Annotated in this window: 13 protein-coding genes; all 13 read left to right on the plus strand. The window is 46.9% G+C overall.

Translation table 11 applies throughout. The features are described 5' to 3' along the window. The coding region (locus BMW65_RS23300) for an L-lactate permease (RefSeq protein WP_090609372.1) at positions 1-498 on the plus strand (498 nt) is incomplete at its 5' end. A 148-nt stretch (positions 499-646) separates the two neighbouring features. After that, positions 647-1,237 (plus strand): RNA polymerase sigma factor, encoded by a 591-nt coding sequence (locus BMW65_RS23305; protein ID WP_090609374.1) that lies wholly within the window; start codon positions 647-649, stop codon positions 1,235-1,237. Between the two features lie 103 nt (positions 1,238-1,340). Beyond that, entirely contained in the window at positions 1,341-2,474 is a 1,134-nt protein-coding gene (locus tag BMW65_RS23310) for a FecR family protein (protein WP_090609375.1), read from the plus strand. A 177-nt stretch (positions 2,475-2,651) separates the two neighbouring features. Then, on the plus strand, positions 2,652-6,083 hold the full coding sequence (locus tag BMW65_RS23315; RefSeq protein WP_090609377.1) for a TonB-dependent receptor: 3,432 nt from the start codon (positions 2,652-2,654) through the stop codon (positions 6,081-6,083). Positions 6,084-6,105: 22 nt separating this feature from the next. Continuing rightward, complete coding sequence (locus tag BMW65_RS23320) at positions 6,106-7,563, plus strand: RagB/SusD family nutrient uptake outer membrane protein (protein WP_090609402.1); 1,458 nt, start codon at positions 6,106-6,108, stop codon at positions 7,561-7,563. Positions 7,564-7,586: 23 nt separating this feature from the next. Further along, positions 7,587-9,752, plus strand: coding sequence for an alpha-amylase family protein (locus BMW65_RS23325; RefSeq protein WP_090609378.1), 2,166 nt, complete (start codon positions 7,587-7,589; stop codon positions 9,750-9,752). A 37-nt stretch (positions 9,753-9,789) separates the two neighbouring features. Then, positions 9,790-11,922, plus strand: a complete 2,133-nt coding sequence (locus BMW65_RS23330; RefSeq protein WP_090609380.1) for an alpha-amylase family protein — start codon at positions 9,790-9,792, stop codon at positions 11,920-11,922. Positions 11,923-11,954: 32 nt separating this feature from the next. Continuing rightward, positions 11,955-13,703, plus strand: coding sequence for an L-lactate permease (locus BMW65_RS23335; protein ID WP_090609381.1), 1,749 nt, complete (start codon positions 11,955-11,957; stop codon positions 13,701-13,703). Between the two features lie 14 nt (positions 13,704-13,717). Beyond that, positions 13,718-14,629 (plus strand): sugar phosphate isomerase/epimerase family protein, encoded by a 912-nt coding sequence (locus BMW65_RS23340; protein ID WP_090609383.1) that lies wholly within the window; start codon positions 13,718-13,720, stop codon positions 14,627-14,629. 40 nt (positions 14,630-14,669) lie between these two features. Further along, positions 14,670-16,862, plus strand: a complete 2,193-nt coding sequence (locus BMW65_RS23345) for an alpha-amylase family protein (RefSeq protein WP_090609384.1) — start codon at positions 14,670-14,672, stop codon at positions 16,860-16,862. A gap of 18 nt (positions 16,863-16,880) precedes the next feature. After that, positions 16,881-19,079 (plus strand): beta-N-acetylhexosaminidase family protein, encoded by a 2,199-nt coding sequence (locus tag BMW65_RS23350; protein WP_090609386.1) that lies wholly within the window; start codon positions 16,881-16,883, stop codon positions 19,077-19,079. Positions 19,080-19,161: 82 nt separating this feature from the next. Beyond that, positions 19,162-20,121: a D-2-hydroxyacid dehydrogenase gene (locus BMW65_RS23355; protein WP_090609388.1), complete on the plus strand. Its 960-nt coding sequence runs from the start codon at positions 19,162-19,164 to the stop codon at positions 20,119-20,121. Positions 20,122-20,131: 10 nt separating this feature from the next. Next, the gene (locus tag BMW65_RS23360; protein ID WP_090609389.1) at positions 20,132-21,016 is read left to right on the plus strand and encodes a 2-hydroxy-3-oxopropionate reductase; all 885 of its coding nucleotides are present in this window, start codon (positions 20,132-20,134) and stop codon (positions 21,014-21,016) included.

A 21,016-nucleotide genomic window follows, 5' to 3' on the forward strand; every position in this document is an offset into this window, starting at 1 on the left:
ATGGCCAACGCGCTTGCGGGCACTGGGGTGATGTTTCCGTTTTTCGCGCCTTTGCTGGGGTGGCTTGGGGTGTTCATCACGGGTTCGGACACGTCAGCCAACGCGCTTTTCGGGAAGCTTCAGTCGACGACGGCGTCGTCCATCGGTGTTGACCCCGTGGTGACGGTGGGTGCCAATGTATCGGGGGGCGTTGTTGGGAAGATGATTTCGCCGCAGTCGATAGCCGTTGCGGCGGGAGCGGGTGGTCTTATCGGCCGGGAGTCGGAGCTGTTCCGTTTCACGGTGAAGCACAGCTTCATCATGCTGCTGTTCATCTCGTTGCTGGTGCTGGCGCAGGCGTACGTGTTCACGTGGCTGATACCGGAGTACACGGCATCGGCGGGCGAGCAGGCGCATGCCGCCTCGGGCGGTTCGGCGGGCTACCTGTACCTGGGGATAGTGGCCGCGGTGGTACTGGTCATTGCACTTCTGGTCGCCAGTACCAGAAAACACAGGTAGTTCACCTGCATAAGAAGGTCGGTAATGTGCCGTCATGCTAAATAGTATGTCGGGTTTATCGGGGTGTATTGTATTGGTTGTACTCAAAAAAACACTTGTCGGTTAAAAAAAAACTGTATCTTAGTCTCGATCAATTATTACCAAGATTATGCAAGCAAGGGTTTCAAATGTACCTGAGCTTTTTAAGAAGGTAGCTGGTGGAGACGATGCTGCTTTCAAACAGGTGTATGAATACTTTTTTCCGAAAATCCACGCGTTTGCCCTCCGTGTACTTCACGATCATGAGCATGCGCAAGAAGTAGCTCAGGAAGTCATGCTGGCTATTTGGCAAATGGGAAACCGGCTTGCCGATATCCGGAATCCAGATGCTTTCCTGAAAACATTATCCAAAAGGCGTACCATCGACGCTTGGCGGCGTTTGCAAATGGAACGAACGGCAGAACAGCTTATGCAAGCCAACTGGAAGGAAAGCGACGAGGAGACGGAGGAGCGCATCCTATTGAATGAAACCCGGCAAATCATCGAAGAGGCAATCCTTTTATTGCCACCCCAGCAGCGAACAGTTTATCAATTATGCCATCAGCAGGGAATGAAATATGAGGAAGCTGCCCGTCAACTGGACATTGCTCCAGGGACGGTTCAGGTACATATGAAGCTTGCTTTGAAGTTCCTGCGTTCATACCTGCAACAACGTATTGATGTAGCGGTATTATTGTTCGTCTTCAACCTGTCTTTGTAATTTAATTTGCGTTAAATCAGCTTTTTGCAAAATTTTTGTTTTTTCGATTACCTCGAAAATTGATTCCATTCGACATACCTATAAGTTGCACCAAATAAAAAGGATGGATCAGGAACGATTGATATACTTGTACCAAAAGTACCAAGCTAAGCAGCTTACGGAAGCAGAGCGCGAAGAATGGGAAGCCGCTGTGCTTGACCTTTCGCAAGACGAAGCCATCCAGCGCCTTATCGATCCCGAGTGGCGACAAGCGGAGGAAGCTCCCACAGCACTCCATCCGGACGAGTATGAGCGCATTTACCATTATATCATCAGCCATGCGCAGCAGCGCAATACGCATAATCGATTCCGCAATTGGGTGCCATATGCTGCTGCGCTGATTTTTGCATTGGGTCTCGGATTTTTCTTTTTGGACAACGACCCAAAAATTGAAAAACAACAAATTGCCCAAACGGATATCTTGCCCGGCGGTAATAAGGCCATACTGACACTGGCAGATGGGCGTACAATCGATCTAAGCGCTGCACAATCCGGGATAATTGTCGGGGATCAGATTACCTATGAGAATGGCGATATGGTTGCCGCAATAGCTGATGGTGTCCCAATTAATAATAATCTTCAGCTTGCAACGCCTAAAGGAGGAACCTATCAAGTGACGCTTCCAGACAGTACAAAGGTGTGGCTCAATGCTGAATCTACATTGCAATACCCGGTTCAGTTTGCAAGTGACAAACGCGAAGTCTCCTTAACGGGAGAAGGATATTTTGAGGTAGCCAAAGATAGTAAACGCCCTTTTTTGGTGTCGACTGCCGGTCAAAATGTAGAAGTATTGGGTACCCAATTCAATGTAACGGCTTATCCAAACGAACCGTTGACGAAAACCACGTTGGTTGAAGGACGGGTTAAAGTTTCCAATAGGCGATCCGGGGTTGTGCATGTGCTAAAACCTGGCCAACAAGGGATTGCGGCAGGAATGGATACGCATGTGAAAGACGTAATGGCCACACAATTTACCGCTTGGAAAGACGGCTACTTTAGCTTTGCAGAGACGCCATTTCCCGAAGTCTTGGAACAATTGGCGAGGTGGTACGACATCGAAATCGTATATCGCCAAACACCGCATCAAACATTCAGCGGAAAAATGAAACGGAATGCACAGCTTCTCAGCGTTTTGGACTTTTTCGAAGGATCGGGTATCCAATTCCAATTGGAAGGGCGCAAACTAATTATTAAATAAGATAACCAATAACTATTTATAAACTTAAAACAACAAAAAATTATGAGCGGATAAAAAAAGGATAGCTAACAAAGCAGAGAGGTGATGACAGCACCTCCCTGCGGTGTTCAGATTAAAGATTATAAACTGAAATTGATAACCGGATTATAAGTATATAATCCAAACCAGACAAAGTTAATGAAAAATTATCTTTTGTTGCGTTGGGGAATGCTCTTACCCAACGTAATTAACCGATTATTCCTCGTCATGCGATTTACGGCGATATTTTTATTGTTGGGAACAATGCATCTGAGCGGAAAGACGTTGTCACAAACCATCACACTTAATGTGCAAAATACCGGCTTAAAGCAGGTTTTTGCCCGAGTAGAACAACAGACTGGATACGCTGTGCTTTATAGTGATGAGGTAGTGTCAGGAATTAAACCTGTAAGCGTAAACGTTACTGAAATGCCATTGGAAGTGTTTTTAAGAAAGGTATTATCTCCGGTTTTCCTTACTTATCGCATAGATGGCACGAGTATATTTATCAAGCCGAGCAATAAGCTGCCCAGCAGCTCACAAAAACTTAAGCTCGTTGTTCCGTCATTGCAACAGCGTTCGATCACCGGGAGCGTGACTGGCGGTCAAGAAGTGCCATTGGAAGGCGCATCCGTAAACATTAAGGGAAGCCAAGTAGGCACGACTACAAATCGTGAAGGCAGGTTTACGCTGAATGTCCCCAATGCCAATGTCACGTTGGTGATTTCCTACATCGGCTATCTATCGCAAGAGGTATCGTTGAATGGCCGCACTACTGTTGAAGTCGTATTGCAGCCCGATGACACGGAATTGGAAGAAATTGTAGTGGTAGGCTATGGAACCGTAAGGAGAAAAGATCTGACGGGATCCGTAGGTTCCGTAGGTGCAGACGCCATCAGAGATCTGGCGGTCTCCAGGGTTGACCAAGCATTGCTGGGGAAAGTCCCGGGCGTACAGGTCTCACCGGTAACAGGGGAGCCTGGCGGTGCACCACAAATCCGAATCCGTGGGATCGGAAGCATATCGGCGGCTGGGGGGCCGTTGTATGTAGTCGATGGGTTTCCCATAGACAACATACAAGCATTGAATCCAAACGACATCGAAACCATAGATATCCTGAAGGATGCATCAGCCACAGCCATTTATGGATCCCGAGGTTCCAACGGCGTGGTCATCATCAACACGAAGCGTGGCAAAACCGGCAAGCCAGTGATTTCGTTTGACACCTACTTTGGGTACCAGCAGGTCTCTAAACTGCCCGAATTCATGAATGCCAGGCAACAAGCGGAGTACTATTTTGACGGTGTGAGAAATGAGAATATCGATAATGGATATGATGTTTCCGGACCTGTAGATACGTGGCAACTCAAAGTGCCACAAACAATATTGGATGTGTTGGAGGGACGCAATGCAAATGATGTGAGCGCGCTCGATGCCGTGTTGCGTACGGCCCCTCAACAACAATATCAATTGGCCGTCACCGGGGGGACAGAAAGCATAAAATATGCCATCAGTGGCGAATACATGAACCAAGAGGGGATTATTTTAAACAGCAATTTCGACCGCTATTCACTTAGGGCCAATTTTGACACCAAGCTTTCGGAACGATTGTCCTTGAAAATGAACCTGAATGCTTCAATGACCGACGAAAATAGGATTACTGCAAGTGGTGGCGGTGGCGGCAGCAACGAAGGGGTAATTGCACAAGCGACCTCTGCCCAGCCCTATTACCCCCTGTATAATCCGGACGGGACCTATTTTGAGTATAATAACATCGACGCATCTACAGTCCTTTTTAATCCCGTCGCTGTGGCTAATGAAATCCAAAGCAAACGGCAGTTAACGCGGTTTTTGGGCAATTTGGTCGCGGAATATGAAATCGTGGAAGGATTGAGGTTGAATGTGCTACTGGGAGCGACCTCTGGAAATACCAAAGGCATGTATTTTCGGCCGAGACTCCCTGCATTGTTGAATAATCCGGCATTGGGTAGGGACGAGGCGAGAACGCAGTTGAATTGGCTGACTGAAACGACGCTGAATTACGACAAAAGCTTTGGCCAACATAACCTATCACTTTTGGGCGGCTATACCACACAAAAAGAAGTTTTTCGGATGAATTCGCTTTCCAGCAACAACTACCCGAACAACTTGGTGCCGTCATTGAGTGCGGTGAGTGGCATCATTACCGAAGGTACCTCCGAATTGGGCGAATGGTCGATTCTTTCTTATTTGGCCCGTGTGAACTACAATTTTGCCAGTAAATATTACATTACGGCGTCTGTGCGAACTGACGGTTCGTCCCGGTTTGGAGCGAATAGAAAATACGGCGTTTTCCCATCAACCGCATTGGCTTGGCGGATATCGGAAGAAGCGTTTTTAAACGATGCGGCTTTTCTTAATGAACTCAAACTCCGTGTAAGCTATGGGCGGACCGGCAACAACAACATCGGGAATTATGAACACTATGCAACCATCGATTATGAGAAATATAACTTAGGGAATGGTGAACCGATTGCTGGTTTTGGACAGGCAAGGCTGGCCAATCCCAACCTGACATGGGAAAAGCAACAGTCGTTTAACGTTGGTATGGATGTGTCTGTATTCAATAACCGCTTAAATCTGACCGTCGATCATTTTATCTCTACCAATACCGACCTGCTACTTAGCGTAAATATCCCGGGCATCACTGGGTTCAATACCGCTTTGCAAAATATTGGAGAAGTGAGGAATAGGGGTTGGGAGTTTGTCTTGGGGACTGTAAACGTCGATAAGGCATTTCGGTGGTCTACCGATTTCAACATTTCCAATTACCGCAATGAAGTACTGAAACTTGGACCCACAGGCGATCCGATATTTTCATCTCGACACATCACCATGATTGGCCAGCCCATTGGTATGTTTTATGGGTTTTTAGTAGATGGTATCTACCAGAGCCAAGCTGAAGTAGATGCCGGACCTATCTATAATCCGGGTGCGCCAGATCGGTCGCGGCCAGGCGATATACGGTTTGTCGATATCAGCGGTCCTGATGGAGTACCGGACGGCATCATCGACAATAGCGATAGGACCATCATGGGATCCCCCTATCCGGATTTTTATTATGGCATGACCAACAACTTTTCCTATAAGAACTTCGGGTTGACCGTCAATCTTCAGGGATCCAAAGGAAATCAGCTCCATAGTGAAGCTAATGTAATCCGGCTCTTGACGAGGTCGCGGAGTAGGACATTGATCTCACAACTTGACTACTGGAAATCGGAGAGTGAGCCTGGTGATGGTGTGACACCGAGGCCTAACAATGCGCCAACAGGAGGGATACGATTGTCTAATGCACGGTATTTGGATTCGGGAACTTACCTCCGTATCAATAACATAACACTGAATTATACATTCCCTGAAAGATTGATTAGTGGGTTGAAAATCAATTCGCTACGGGTGTATCTAAGCGCAACGAATCCATTTATATTCACAAAAAATACATCGTTTAATCCCGATGTAAGTAACAGTACAAATGCATTGACCCCAGGTATCGACCAAAATAACTATCCGTTGCCGAAGAGTTATATGATTGGTCTCAATGCAGCTTTTTAATGAACTATTAAGCATAAACACGATGAAGAGACTAGACATAATACAACGCGTTGCACTGCTAGTGGCATTGCCTATCGTGATGCAGTCCTGCAGTAATGATTTTATTGAGTTGCCACCGCAATCAACGGTAAGCATCGATGTCTTATATAAGACGGACAAAGATTTCCAGGACGCAGTCGTCAGTTGCTACCGTACCATGCAGCAACAGTATCAAAGTTTTTGGATTTTTGGCGATGTACGGGGCGACGACTCCGAGCAACAAGTGGTCAAAAATGACGCTTGGTACCTTTCCGATGCATTTATACTCGAAAGTGACAACAACCTGATTCGCGATACATGGCGCAATTATTACCGCTTGATAAACCGGGCCAATACCATATTGGAACGCATTGAAGAGGCAGATCCGTCGGTTGTAACCAATAAGGACAGGCATATCGGTGAATCACGGTTTCTGCGAGCACTGGCTTATTTCGACTTGGTCAGGATTTTTGGTCCTGTCCCGATTGTGACAAGGCCGATTACGCCAGAAGAAGCCTATCAAATGAGCCGGGAGGATGTTGAGCGGATATATAACGAGGTGATCATACCGGATCTGTTGGATGCAGAAAACAAATTGCCTACCCAATACACCGGTGCCAATATTGGTAGGGCCACGAGCGGTGCTGCCAAATCAATGCTTGGCAAGGTTTACCTGACGATCCATGATTTTGCAAGTGCGGAAAGTAAACTCCAAGAGGTGACAACAATGGGGTATGCGCTGTTGGAGGATTACAATGCACTTTTCGACTACAGCAATGAGCACCACAGTGAGTATATTTTTGATATTGAGTACCAGGAAGGATTGGGGGATCAGGGAAGCGTTTTCACTAATAGGTTTATGCCCATCTCAGGGTTGATGAATGAATTTTATGGGGTGACTGGTGTTGGTGTGGAGACGAATTCGCCCTCCGAGGAATTGATGGCGTTATTTGAAGACCACGATGCACGGAAGGATATTACGGTAGCGATTCGGGGTGGCTTCATCAATGATGAAGGGGAATTTGTCGCATTTCCGCAGGCCACGTCACAGACGTATACCAAAAAATACCTCACACCGGTCGCTATGAACAATGACAGCAGAGCAAACTGGAAGGTCACCCGCTACGCCGATGTGCTGTTGATGTACGCTGAAGCACTCAATGAAAACAATAAAACAACGGATGCATTGATCTACTTAAACCAGATCAGGGAACGAGCTGGTGTTGCGGCCTATTCGGGACTATCCCAAGACGAAGCGCGGGAAAGGATATCTGATGAAAGGCGGTTGGAATTGTCATTTGAGGGGCATCGATGGTTTGATTTGGTTCGCACTGGGCGTGCTTTCGAGGTAATGGAGCCTTTCGGCATGAATGAATATATGACTGTTTTTCCGGTACCGCTGGAGCAAATACAGATTATAAACAATCAAGAGATTTTTCCACAAAACCCAGGGTATAATTAGAAAAGCATATCAAAAACGGTATCATGTATAGAAGAGATTTCATCAAAGCAGCGACTGTATTGGGGAGTTCCCTTGCGGTTGCACGTTCAGGCTTACTGGCCCACGGCATGGACAATATGCAAGCTCCATGGTTTGACAAAGCAATGCGATGGGCACAGCTGGCCTATGTTGAGCGAGATCCCGGCCATTACGACCCGGATTTCTGGTTAGATTATTTCAAGCGCATCCACGCAGACGGGGCGTTATTGAGCGCTGGTGGGGTAGTGGCATTTTATCCAACGAACATTCCGCTGCATTATCGCAGTGCATGGCTCAACGATACAGATCCGCTTGGGTATTTAATGGCGGGCTGCCGCAAAATGGGGATGTCCGTGATCCTGCGGACAGACCCGCATGCGGTACGTGACAATGTATATCAAGCGCATCCGGATTGGATTGCAGTGACCGCTGAGGGCGAAAAAAGAAGGCATTGGGCAAATCCTGAGTTGTGGGTCACCTGTGCGTTGGGGCCCTATAATTTTGAATTCATGACTCAAGTGAATCAAGAAATTATGGAGCGGTATGAACCCGAAGCAATCTTTTCCAACCGTTGGGCGGGGCATGGTATATGCTATTGCGAGCATTGCCAGAAAAACTTTAGGGCGTTTTCGGGGTTGGATTTGCCCAGGACAACGGATAGGCTGGACACCACATACCGCAAGTACAATGAATGGCGTATCGCCCGCTTGCAGGAGCTCTGGTTTCTGTGGGATGAAGAGATCCGGAAGCAAAAACAGACAGCCCGATACATCCCCAATGGATTCCCGGACAAGTTGATTACCGGAAAGCATTCTGATTTCTTTTTTGCCGACCAACAAGCGAGAAGCGGGGTGATCCCTCCTTGGGCCAATGGAAGGCACGCCAAAGAATTGCGTGCAACGATGGGCATGAAGCCCCAAGTGGGCATATTCAGCGTGGGTGTAGAAGAACGGTACCGGTGGAAAGATTCTGTACAAAGCAATGCCGAGATACGGATATGGGTTTCGGAGGGGGTGGCCAACGGCTTGCGTCCCTGTTTTGTGAAGTTTGGTGGCGTGATTTTCGATAAACGTTGGATGAGTACCGTGGAAAACCTATACAACACTTACCACCGCAACGAGCGGTACCTGCGCAACACGGCACCCCTGGCTGACGTGGCCATCGTCTATTCGGAACAGACCGACCGGAATTATGGCGGGCAACCGTGGCAACAGAATCTCCGTGATCATGCCAGTGGAATGTACCACGCGCTTATCGAAGCCCGTATACCATTCGAGATGGTCAGCGATCGCTTGATGGATGATGAGCACCTGAAGCATTTTAAAGTGCTTATCCTCCCCAATGTTGCCGCTTTGTCTGATGCGCAGTGCGAACAATTGATAAAATACGTAGAAAATGGCGGAAACATCGTGGGCACGTTCGAGACGTCGTTGTATGACGCAGAAGGGAATCAATTGGCTGATTTCGGATTGTCGCGGCTATTTGGAGTTTCTTACGACAAAGCCGTAGAGGGGCCGCTGCAAAATAGCTATCTGACGATTAGGAAAGGTTCGGAAGGTTACCACCCTATTTTGGAAGGATTGGAGGATGCCCCGCGCATCATCAACGGTACACACCGGATAAAAGTGACCCCACATCACAATGACTTCCCAAGTCCGATTACGTTGGTACCCACATACCCCGATTTGCCGATGGAGGATGTTTTTCCACGAGTACCCGAAACCGATATCCGGGAAGTATACCTCAACGTGCATGGCAAGGGTAAGGTCGCGTATATACCATGGGATATCGACCGTGCGTTTTGGCAACTCATGCATAGCGATCACGGTCGGCTTATCGGTAATATCGTGAAATGGGCAATTGGCGAAGATAAACTTATCGAATCGACGGGGGCAGGGGTATTGGATATTACCGTTTGGCAGCAAGATCGGTCCATGACCGTACACCTGGTCAACTTATCGAATCCCATGATGATGAAAGGGCCTTTCAGGGAGATTTTGCCCATTACGAACCAGCAGGTGCAGGTGAAACTCCCGGATGCACGTACCGTGTCAAACGTAAGGCTTTTGGTGAGCCAGCAATCGGCATCGTATACACAGGACGGAAACCGGCTTAATATCGTGGTGGATCAGATAGCTGACCATGAAATCATTGGTATAGACCTGTCGTGAGCTTTCAGGTCAATTATGTAATTTTATATACTAGATTATGAAGACAATACCTAACATATTGATTTTACTTGGCGTTTCGTTATCCGGTGCGGTGCTTGGACAAACAGCGAAAACCGATTTCGACTATACTGCGATACAACCGGGTTCCTACGACGGGACTTGGTGGAACCGCACACCGATAAGGCTGATCCAGACGAATTTCCCAGCCGTTTATGCGAGCATGGCCGTAGACGATTATGTGGATGCGCTGGTCGATGCGTCTGCTAACACCGTGTTGTTTAACACCGGGGGGATTGTTGCAAATTACCAGACAAAACTGGATTTTCAATACCGGAATCCTCACATGGGCGAACGGGATTTCGTTGGGGAGCTTATTGAGCACGTGCACGAAAAAGATATCAAGTACATCGCTCGGTTTGATTTCAGTAAATTACATCCGAGTATTGCCGATAAACACCCGGAATGGCTATATGTGGGCACGTATGGTCAAAACCAAACGTTCAACGGTTTGGTTTCGACATGTATTAATGGGGCCTATTATCAGGAGCATTCGCTTGACATACTGAAAGAGGCGATTGAAACCTACCCACTGGACGGTATCTTTTTTAACATGATGGGATACACGGGGGCTACCTATTCGGGCGAATACCATGGAATATGTCAATGCGGGAGTTGCAAGCGGAGGTTTAAGGAATCGACCGGATTGGACTTGCCTACATCCAATGATGATTCCCATATCAGCGAATACAGGCGGTTTCAACAGGAAACATCCCGGGAATTGTATACGAAGGTGACCGATTTCATCAAAGCTACCAACCCGAATTTGATTATTTACAACTACAATGATGTGGGTACTTCGTGGATTGCCTCCGAATCCGGAGGTACGCCGCTACGGAACGGGCCGGAGTACATTTACAATGCCACCAACAACGTAAAACAAGTCCTGGGATCGTACAAAGACGTATCCCCAGTCAATTTGACCATGGGTTTCTTGGCAATAGGGTACAGGAATATCATGAACAACCCCAATCTGTTGCGGGGATGGATGCTTGAAAACATGCTGCATGGCGCTCCCCTCGGATTTGTCGTTGTAGGTACCTTGAATCATTATGAAGATCGGGTATTCTTACCGAAAGTGAAGGAATTGTACACCTTTCACAAAACCCATGAGCCGTTGTTTACCAATGTCCAATCCGTCAGTAACATTGCGTTGATCCAAGATCGTGGAGGAGAAGATGCACGCGGGATGATACGGTTAGCGTCGGAGGAGCACCTCATGTATGACATCATCAATCCATCTCAAATCGGGGGCACTCGACTCCCCCGTCAATTGGAAGACTACGAGCTGGTGATTTTAAATAACGTGGCGATGACGGACAAAGAGCTCGCGACTGCAGTGTCGGATTATGTGAAAAAGGGAGGCAAATTATTGGTGCTGGGTAGCGCCGTAGCCAATGGCATCGAAAAAGGAACGGGCACATTTAGCTTGGAGACTTTGGGCGTTGCATCTGTCGTTGATGTGTTTCCCAAGGCTCAAGCCACGTATCTGAAAGTTTCTCCAACTGATCAACAGCTATTGAGCCAAAGTAAGGAATTTAGCTTAATGATGATGAATGCCAGGTTTCTCCAATGTGAGCTAACGCCGGGCGCCAAGGGCTATTTAAGGCTCCTCCCAACGAATTTATATGGCCCCGCTGAAGTAACCTGGTACGAAGAAAGCCAAATTACGCAATACCCCGGCGTGGTATACAACGATTCTGGAGAAGGAAAGACGGTGTTTATCCCCTGGGATATCGGAGCTGAATATGAACAAAGGGGTAATTATGCGCACCGCTCGCTTTTATTGGGCACGATTAAAAACCTGCTGTCAGTAGACAACACCGTTGAAACCGATATGTCTCCGACCATTGAGTTGACCCGGCTCGCCAATAGAAATGGGCAGTTTGAATGGATGGGCATGATAAATCATTCTGGATTTCTGGGAAATTCAGTTAGGGAACCGATAACTATCACCAATACAAGCCTAAAATTCAAGCCTTTGAAACCCGTAAAGCAAGTTCGTCTGGTCAACGCAGAGACGGATGTAGCTTTCAAAGAAGTCGATGGTTGGATCGAATGCACAATCCCCCGGATAGCTGATTTTGAAATGTTGTTATGTCTTTACGAGTAATAAATTTTTTAATAGCACTAAAAACCATTTGAATGAACTGGACCCAAGTTACCGACCCTTTTGATAATATTGCGCTGTCCGCACTCGTGGCGGTAATACCAATAGTCTTTCTATTCTGGGCACTCATCATCAAGAAGATGAAAGGCTATATAGCGAGCCTTTTTGCTACGCTGATTGCCCTGTTGATTGCTGTAAGTATCTACGGTATGCCCATCAAGCTGGCATTGCTTTCTACTGGACACGGTGCCCTTTACGGCTTGTTTCCGATTTGCTGGATTGTGGTGACGGCCGTTTTTCTCTTCAACATCACGGTAAAGAGCGGCCAGTTTGAGGTCATCAAACACTTTATGGCTACCATTACCGACGATAGGCGGTTACAGGCACTGATTATTGCATTCTCCTTCGGTTCGTTTCTGGAAGGAACCGCGGGGTTTGGGGCACCCGTAGCGATCACGGCTGCAATGCTCGTCGGATTGGGATTCAACCCGTTGTATGCAGCGGGGATCTGCCTCATCGCTAATACGGCCCCTGTTGCCTTTGGTGCCATAGGAACACCAATCCTAGTGGCTTCCCAGGTTTCGGGAATCCCTGAAATGGGCATTTCACAGATGGTGGGCCGTACATTGCCCATCCTATCGCTACTGGTGCCCCTATATCTGGTGGTATTGATGGCGGGATTCAGGAAAGCAATGGACGTTTTGCCAGCGGTGTTGGTCACAGGTGGGGCCTTTGCCGGGCTGCAATGGTTTTCGTCCAATTTCTTGGGGCCCAGCCTGCCCGATATAATTTCGGGGCTCGGCTCCATTATCTGCTTGATTATCTTCCTTAAATTCTGGAAACCCAAGCAGGTTTGGCGGTTTAAGGACGAACCCCAGGCGGCTGCACAGACGAGTTATTCCTACACTGCCGGTCAGATCTTCCGGGCATGGTCACCTTTTATCGTCCTGACCATCATGATGATTGCATGGGGTATCCAGCCCATTAAAGCAGCGCTCAACCATTTGGGTATGGTCCAGTTTGAGATTCCGGGTTTGCACAATACCATACAAGCTGCAGACGGAACGGCATTGCCGCATGTTTTCAATTTGAACTACCTATCTGCCGCAGGTACGGCCATCCTGATCTCGGCATTGATTTCCATGCCATTGATTGGCATAGGATTCAGGCAAGGGGCAAAGATTTTCGGAGCGACGCTAAGCCAGTTGAAGTTTCCCATCGTCACGGTAAGTTCGGTATTGGGATTTGCCTATGTCGTAAACGATTCGGGTATGACCATCAGCATGGCCAATGTATTAGCGGCTACCGGTGGGCTTTTCCCGTTTTTTGCACCGGTATTGGGTTGGCTCGGCGTGTTCATCACCGGTTCCGACACGTCAGCCAATGCGCTGTTTGGTAGGTTGCAGGCCGCAACAGCGACTTCTATTGGCGTGGATCCCGTTGTCACGGTAGCCGCTAATGTCTCGGGTGGTGTTGTGGGCAAGATGATTTCCCCCCAATCCATTGCAGTGGCCGCAGGTGCGGGCGGATTAATCGGACAGGAATCCGATCTCTTCCGTTTTACGGTGAAACACAGTTTCATCATGCTATTTTTTATCTGTGTCATCGTGTTTGTACAAGCTTACCTCTTTGCTTGGCTAATTCCAGCATATGGGACATTAGGCACGCAGAGCACTATAGCCACCCCTGATAGAAGCGTGGGGTATATCTACCTGCTTGTGTTGGCCCTTCTGCTGGCGGCCATAGCGATTGGTATACGGTTATCATCAAAGAAGCACATCTAAATAAACATATATAAATGAACGAATCAATGTATCGATACATGAAGGTAGGCCTCGTACACTTCATGGCATTCCCCACTACGATGAGGGGAAACGGACCCGTACTGGAAACGATCCGCGCTTTGGCAACGGACGATTATTTCAATGCGATTGAAATCACCACCATTGCAGACAGGGAAGAACGCCAACAAGCGAAACGCATCTTGGAGACCTCGCACATGACAATTGCCTATGGCGCCCAGCCCCGGCTCCTAACAGCTGGATTAAACATCAACGACCTTGATGAGGAAAGAAGAAAAGAAGCCTTGACGGTTTTATTTGATGGGGTTGATGAAGCTTATGAGATGGGTGCAAGTGGGTTTGCTTTTCTAAGCGGTAAGTATGACGAGGAAAATAAGGAGCAGGCGTTTGGAAGGTTGGTGGAATCAACCAAGGAAATCTGCCGTTATGCAAAAAGTAAAGGAGATTTAAAGGTTGTATTGGAGATCTTTGATTATGATGTAGACAAAAAAAGCCTCATTGGTCCCGCTTCCTTGGCACTGCGCTATGTAGAGGAAGTGCGCAAGGAATGCGATAATTTCGGATTGATGGTAGATTTAAGCCACATTCCACTTTTGCATGAGACAATCGAAGAGGCGATATTGCCGATCAAGGACTACATCGTGCATGCACATATCGGTAATTGTGTGGTGAAGGACCCGGCGTTGGAAGGGTACGGCGACCAACACCCTCGATTTGGATTTCCCAATAGTGAAAACGATGTTGATGAAGTGGCTGATTATCTAACTATTCTTTTAGACATCGGATTTCTAAACAAAGAGCATCCACCCATCGTGAGTTTCGAAATAAAACCCTATGGAGATGAAGATCCTTATGTGGTCATTGCAAATGCAAAACGAACGCTGAACGAAGCTTGGGCAAGGCTTTAATTGACAGGTATTGCTACAAAACGGCAACTATAGACACGATATGCATTATAGTTCAAGAAAAGATTTTATCAAAAAGACGCTCTTCGGTGCAGCAGCGCTCTCCATAGGTAGTACAGTGAATAATGGAGTATCCGTGTTTCGTAACGAAAGAAGCATCGATGATGTCGATTTCGATGCGATAGACCCGGGCAGCTACGATAACACCTGGTGGAATAGGGCTCCCGTTAGGCTAATACAAACGAATCTCCGAGAAATCGATGCAATGATGGATGTAGAAGCGTATGTGCAATCTATCCTTGACGGCTCTGCCAATGTTGTACTGTTAAATGTGGGCGGCATCGTTGCCAACTATCCAACCCAACTACCCTATCATTATCGTAATCCGTTCATGAAGGGGGATCTAGTTGGAACCTTAGTTGATCGGCTTCATCAGCACGACGTCAAAGTGATTGGTCGTTTTGACTTTAGTAAGCTTAATGAAGTATTAGCCGAAAAAAAGCCGGAATGGCTATATGTCGGTACTCATGGTAAAAATGTCAACTATAACGGGCAGGTACACACTTGTATCAACGGCGGTTATCAACAGGAATATTTGTTCCATATCCTGAAAGAGGCGATCATCCAATACCCGTTAGACGGTATTTTCTTTAACATGATAGGTTATACTACGACTGACTACAATGATGAATCCCACGGTATCTGCCAATGTGAAAATTGCAAAAACAGATTCTTTAATGCTACTGGGGCACAGTTACCCGTAGTAGAAGATATTGATGACCCAGTATTCCGTGAATACAATGCATTTAAGTCCGCAACTTCAGATGAATTGTTTAATCGGATTGGCAAATTTATTAAAGAGTTAAATCCAAATCTTGTTGTCAATACCTACACGGATGCGGGAGTGGACATGATTCGCATGGAATCCAGTTCGCATATTAGAAACCAGCATGAGTGGAATTACTTTTCAACGGACCACGTAAAGCGTGTGTTAGGCTCATACGATGACCGGGCTCCAAGCAATTTGTTGCAATATTTCCTCGCGTTGGGCTATAGACATGTAGCCGCTGCACCCAGCCTTTCAAAAGTTTGGGTGTTGCAGAATATGCTTCAGGGAGGGGCACTTGATGTATATGTAATCGGTACCTTGGTCAATCAAGCGGATCGCGCCTTCATAGCGATAACCAACGATCTTTATGCGTTTCACAAAAAGCACGAAAAGTTGTTTACGAACTTAGCGCCTCGAAGCAAAGTGGCGTTGGTGCGTGGCAATGGAGAGGAGTACAAAGGAATGATCAGATTGCTATCCGAGGAGCATATTTTGTTTGATATTATCGAACCTTCGGCCATTGGCAGCGACCACATTCCGCGTAATATTGACAGTTATGATGCACTTATTTTAGGCGATGTCAGTATGATGGGCGATGAGCTTATCGGACATATCGATAGTTACGTGCAGCAAGGAGGGAAGGTTCTGGCTACTGGTTTTACCGCTACGCGGGACAAAACAGGCAATCCGATGGCTAATATCCGGTTAAAATCATTGGGAGTGAAACCCGGCTACGAATTAGTTCCACGGGCTAAATCCACCTATCTTAGTATCAGCACAACTGATAAGGACGTATTGGGCGATTCGGCTTTTCGGGATATCGATTTGATGATGGTATATGCTGACTTCCTGAAATGTGTGCCCACCGATCAAGCAAAAGGTTATTTCAGGCTTGTCCCATCCACGATGTTCGGACCACCTGAAAAATGTTATTTCATGGCGGAAGAAATCACCGATATTCCAGGGATGATCGTCAATGAATATGGTAAAGGACACACCGTCTTTGTTCCTTGGCCAATTGGTGCTCAATACAATTTTAAAGGACACCATGCTCATCGCGCACTTTTTGCCACAGTACTTAACGATGTGTTGAAAATTGAAAAAACGATTGAAACAGATGCATCGCCACTCATTGAAATCTCTCATATGGTTAATCGTAAAGGAGCGTATGAGTGGATTGGCTTAATCAACCATGCTGGTCAGCTGGGTGCTACATTTCGCGATCCCGTATCGATACATCAAATAACATTACGGTTTAAACCAGTTGATAACATGAATATAAAAGCGATAAGGATGTTGCGAGCCGAACGCCACATTGACTTTAAGGAAGTTGACGGTTGGGTGGAATGTGAGGTGCCAAGGCTTGATGATTTCGAGGTGGTACTTTGCCTTTATGACGGACATTAATAATTAATTGTAGCAAATATGAAAGACATGTTTTTTCTTGTCATGATGATGTGTGTGCTCATTGGGAAAGGGCAGGCACCCGGTGGCCTATCCATCGTGTACGACTCCGATAGCCCCAGGGAGGTATTTGGTGCGATACTGTTGCGTCAAGCATATGCCAAACAAACAACGTTCGTTGATAAGAAAAGCAAACTCGCTACGCATCCTACGATAACATTTATGATAGACTCCATCCATTTGGCTCCTGAAGCTTATGCCGTGAAAAAAAATGGAGATACCATTGCAGTAAAAGGAGGTGACGCAACAGGCGTGATGTATGGTGCCACGGATCTCGCTGATAGGATTAGTTTGGGGGAGAACATCTCCGCTTTTGAAGGGGCGCCTTATCTCAAAAAAAGAGGAATAAAATTTAATATTCCATTGGACGCGCGTACACCAAGCTACGATGACCGCGGGGACGCCGCCCAACACGCGATTTCGACGGTGTGGGAGTTCGATTTTTGGCAAAATTTTATTGAAAATATGGCCCGGTATCGATACAATGTACTTTCACTATGGATACCCCATCCTTTTCCCTCTATGGTAAAAATACCGGAGTATCCCGATGTGGCCTTAGACAACGTCTGCGTATATACCGGCAAAATAAGGCCTGATACGAGAAGAGAGTGGGACGATCCGCGAGATGACATCCAAAACCCAGCGAATCTCCGTATAATCAAACAGCTAAGCATTGATGAGAAGATAGCGTTCTGGAAGAAGGTATTCAGCTATGCAGCCGATTTAGGCATTGAAATCCATCTATACACGTGGAATGTTTTTGTCTATGGAGCCGAAGGCAAGCATGGAATTACCTGGGAACAGGACAATCCCATTACCATCGATTATGTCCGTCAAAGCGTTAAGCAGTTCTTGCTCACCTATCCGAATGTCAAAGCAATCGGGCTCACCGCCGGAGAACATATCGATAGAGATATCGCTCCTGAATATGGTATTGAAAACTGGCTTTACATGACGTATGGGAAGGGCATTATGGACGCGAAGGCACAGATGCCCTCGCTTGATGTACGGATCATCTTCCGGCAACACCATACAAAGATGGAATATATCCGTAAGGCATTCGAAGGCTATGATGGTCCATTCGAGACGGAGTTTAAATATTCAAGATCGAGGATGTTCAGCAGCGTAGTGCCTCCTTTTTTCGACAAAATATACCGAGCAGATGTTGAGCAAAACCACATGCTATGTTGGATGAATGTACGCAACGATGATTGTTATGTACTCCGTTGGGGAGATCCGGTATATGCGGCAGATTACATTAAAAACATACCCTATGACGTTACCGCTGGTTTTATTATGGGGGGCGATGGATACGTATATGGAAAAGATTTTGCCAGTAAGCATCCAGACGCTGTGGGGCAATATGAGATGGATAAGCATTGGTATTATTTTATGATATGGGGTAGAGCATCCTATGACCCTGATCTTCCAGCCAACTTCTACATTAATCAGCTTAGCCTACGGTTCCCGGAAATTGATGCATCGGCTTTATATCACACGTGGCGAAATACGGCTGCAATCAACTCATGGGTAAATAAACTCCATTTTGGCCCCAATGATTATGAGTTTTGCTTCGAAGGATCGTTCCGTGGACATCCTGAGACACGCGAACAGCAATTTGTCAGCATAAATGACGCGATAGCAATGGACGTAATGCCCGAGCAAAGTGTAATTTCAATTGCTGAATATGCAAACGATCCAAGCCTCAAGGGAATTACGCCTTTTGACGTAGCCGATTCTATCGATGCGGCAGCAGATCAGTTGCTAAATGGGATGAATACTATCCCGGCTGGAGGCAGTACGGCACTTTCGGAAACGCTGGGTGATTTCCATGCCTGGGCGCGATTGGGACGTTATTATGCTGCTAAATTTCGAGGAGCCACATGGACTGCTTTATTACGGAAGACCGGCAAGGAGGAATACCGGGGAAAGGCCATCGCGTCGCTTAGGCAAGCCCTTAATGAATGGACACAATACGCAGCAATTGCAGGTGGGAAATATAAGCCCCAGACACTTGCCCGGCAAGGGAGATTGGATTATTATGCCGCGATAAAAGAGGTGGAAAACGATATTGAAATTGCGAAGCAGGCAAAGCAAGGCGAACCAGTAGCCCTTCGTAAAAGTAACAAACTTTGGGAAATCAAATCGTTATATTACTGATATAAGTTTATGAGGATATAATTGATATTTATACTTAGCTTAGCCATTTTCTTAATAATTGGATTTTTAAACACTTGATTTGATGAAAATAGTAATTCTGGACGGATACACACTGAATCCCGGAGATTTGACCTGGGAAGGCTTGGAGAAACACGGCGAACTGAAGGTATACGATCGAACCGCTAAGGACGAAATTGAGGAGCGGGCCAAGGGCGCGGAAGTCGTGTTGACAAATAAAGTGCCTTTAAGTGAAGAAGTGCTGGATAAATTGCCTGATTTGAAGTATATCGGTGTATTGGCTACGGGCTATAATATTGTAGATACCGACCATGCAAAAAAGAAAAGCATTGTCGTAACCAATGTACCGGGGTACGGTACCACATCGGTCGTCCAATTGACATTCGCGCTGTTGCTCGAACTTTGCCACCGTGTGCAGCGACACAGTGATGCCGTGGCCGAGGGTAAATGGTCGCGTTCACCCGATTTTTGTTTTTGGGATTACCCATTGATAGAACTTTTGGGCAAGACCATGGGTATTATTGGCTTTGGAGATATCGGTCAGAAAGTAGCAGACATCGCCACGGCTTTTGGAATGAACATCCTGGGATACAGCCGCACGGAAACCGACCAATCCCATCGGAAGAATTTTCAATGGGTAAGCTTGGATGAATTGTTTCAGCAATCCGATGTGGTCAGTATTCATTGTCCGCTTACCCCGCAAACGTCCGGATTAATTAACCACATTACGCTGGCAAAGATGAAAAAGACAGCTTTTCTGCTTAATACTTCGAGGGGGCCCATTGTCAATGAAGCCGATCTTGCAACTGCATTAAACGATGGCAAGATAGCTGGTGCAGGACTAGATGTGCTCGCTACGGAACCTCCACCTTCGGATAATCCCTTGTTTGCTGCCAAAAACTGCCTGATCACCCCTCATATTGCGTGGGCGACCAAGGAAGCCAGGTCGCGATTGATGGAAATAGTTGTCAGCAACTTTGTCGCTTATTTGGGCGGAAATCCTGTGAATGTGGTCAATAAATGAACGTAAAACTATGAATGACAAAAAGATAGGATTTATTGGGTTGGGTATCATGGGCAAACCGATGGCCGCAAACTTGATAAAAGCGGGATATGAACTATTGGTGCCGCGCAGCAGCAAAGCATCCGGCGAATTGGAAAAGCTGGGCGCAGCATTGGTTGATGGCTATAGCACGATTGCGCAACGGAGTGAAGTGTTGGTGACCATGCTTCCCGACTCACCACAGGTGGAGGAGGTCGTATATGGTGCTGGGGGGCTACTCTCAGGCCTTAAAGAAGGATCGCTTTTTATCGATATGTCTACAATAACTCCCGCGATATCCATCAGGTTACATGAAGAGCTAACAGAAAGGGGCATCGAGGCCTTGGATGCACCGGTGTCCGGGGGGCAGGTGGGGGCAGAGACGGCTACGCTTTCCATCATGGTAGGTGGAAGCGAACGTGCATTCGAGCGAGCAATACCTATTTTTGAAGCCATGGGCAAGAATATTGTGCACATCGGCAAAGCGGGGGCCGGCCAAACGGCAAAGGCATGTAACCAATTGATCGTTGGGATGACGATACAGGCTATTGCGGAGGCATTTACATTAGCGAAAAAAGCCGGTGTCAACCAAGCGAAGCTACGCGAAGTGCTTTTGGGTGGATTTGCCCAAAGCCGTATTTTAGATTTACACGGCAATCGCATCGTAAATCGCAATTTTGAACCTGGGTTTAGACTTAAATTGCACCGAAAAGACATGAACATCGTTTTACAAACGGGTAAGGAACTGGCTACACCGCTATATGGGGCCTCACAGGTAGCAGCTCATATGGACGCAGCAATTGCTGCGGGCGACGGTGATTTGGATCACAGTGCGCTTGCATTGTTGATGGAACGGCTTGCTGGAATAACGGATTGA

Origin of the sequence: Parapedobacter koreensis (assembly GCF_900109365.1) — a bacterium.
Classification (GTDB): domain Bacteria; phylum Bacteroidota; class Bacteroidia; order Sphingobacteriales; family Sphingobacteriaceae; genus Parapedobacter; species Parapedobacter koreensis.

What these genes read in the sequence shown, in the direction of transcription:
- BMW65_RS23315 (WP_090609377.1), top strand. Translation starts at nt 2,652, where the DNA reads ATGAAAAATTATCTTTTGTTGCGTTGGGGAATGCTCTTACCCAACGTA.
- BMW65_RS23305 (WP_090609374.1), top strand. Translation starts at nt 647, where the DNA reads ATGCAAGCAAGGGTTTCAAATGTACCTGAGCTTTTTAAGAAGGTAGCT.
- BMW65_RS23355 (WP_090609388.1), top strand. Translation starts at nt 19,162, where the DNA reads ATGAAAATAGTAATTCTGGACGGATACACACTGAATCCCGGAGATTTG.
- BMW65_RS23360 (WP_090609389.1), top strand. Translation starts at nt 20,132, where the DNA reads ATGAATGACAAAAAGATAGGATTTATTGGGTTGGGTATCATGGGCAAA.
- BMW65_RS23310 (WP_090609375.1), top strand. Translation starts at nt 1,341, where the DNA reads ATGGATCAGGAACGATTGATATACTTGTACCAAAAGTACCAAGCTAAG.
- BMW65_RS23335 (WP_090609381.1), top strand. Translation starts at nt 11,955, where the DNA reads ATGAACTGGACCCAAGTTACCGACCCTTTTGATAATATTGCGCTGTCC.
- BMW65_RS23325 (WP_090609378.1), top strand. Translation starts at nt 7,587, where the DNA reads ATGTATAGAAGAGATTTCATCAAAGCAGCGACTGTATTGGGGAGTTCC.
- BMW65_RS23330 (WP_090609380.1), top strand. Translation starts at nt 9,790, where the DNA reads ATGAAGACAATACCTAACATATTGATTTTACTTGGCGTTTCGTTATCC.
- BMW65_RS23350 (WP_090609386.1), top strand. Translation starts at nt 16,881, where the DNA reads ATGAAAGACATGTTTTTTCTTGTCATGATGATGTGTGTGCTCATTGGG.
- BMW65_RS23320 (WP_090609402.1), top strand. Translation starts at nt 6,106, where the DNA reads ATGAAGAGACTAGACATAATACAACGCGTTGCACTGCTAGTGGCATTG.
- BMW65_RS23340 (WP_090609383.1), top strand. Translation starts at nt 13,718, where the DNA reads ATGAACGAATCAATGTATCGATACATGAAGGTAGGCCTCGTACACTTC.
- BMW65_RS23345 (WP_090609384.1), top strand. Translation starts at nt 14,670, where the DNA reads ATGCATTATAGTTCAAGAAAAGATTTTATCAAAAAGACGCTCTTCGGT.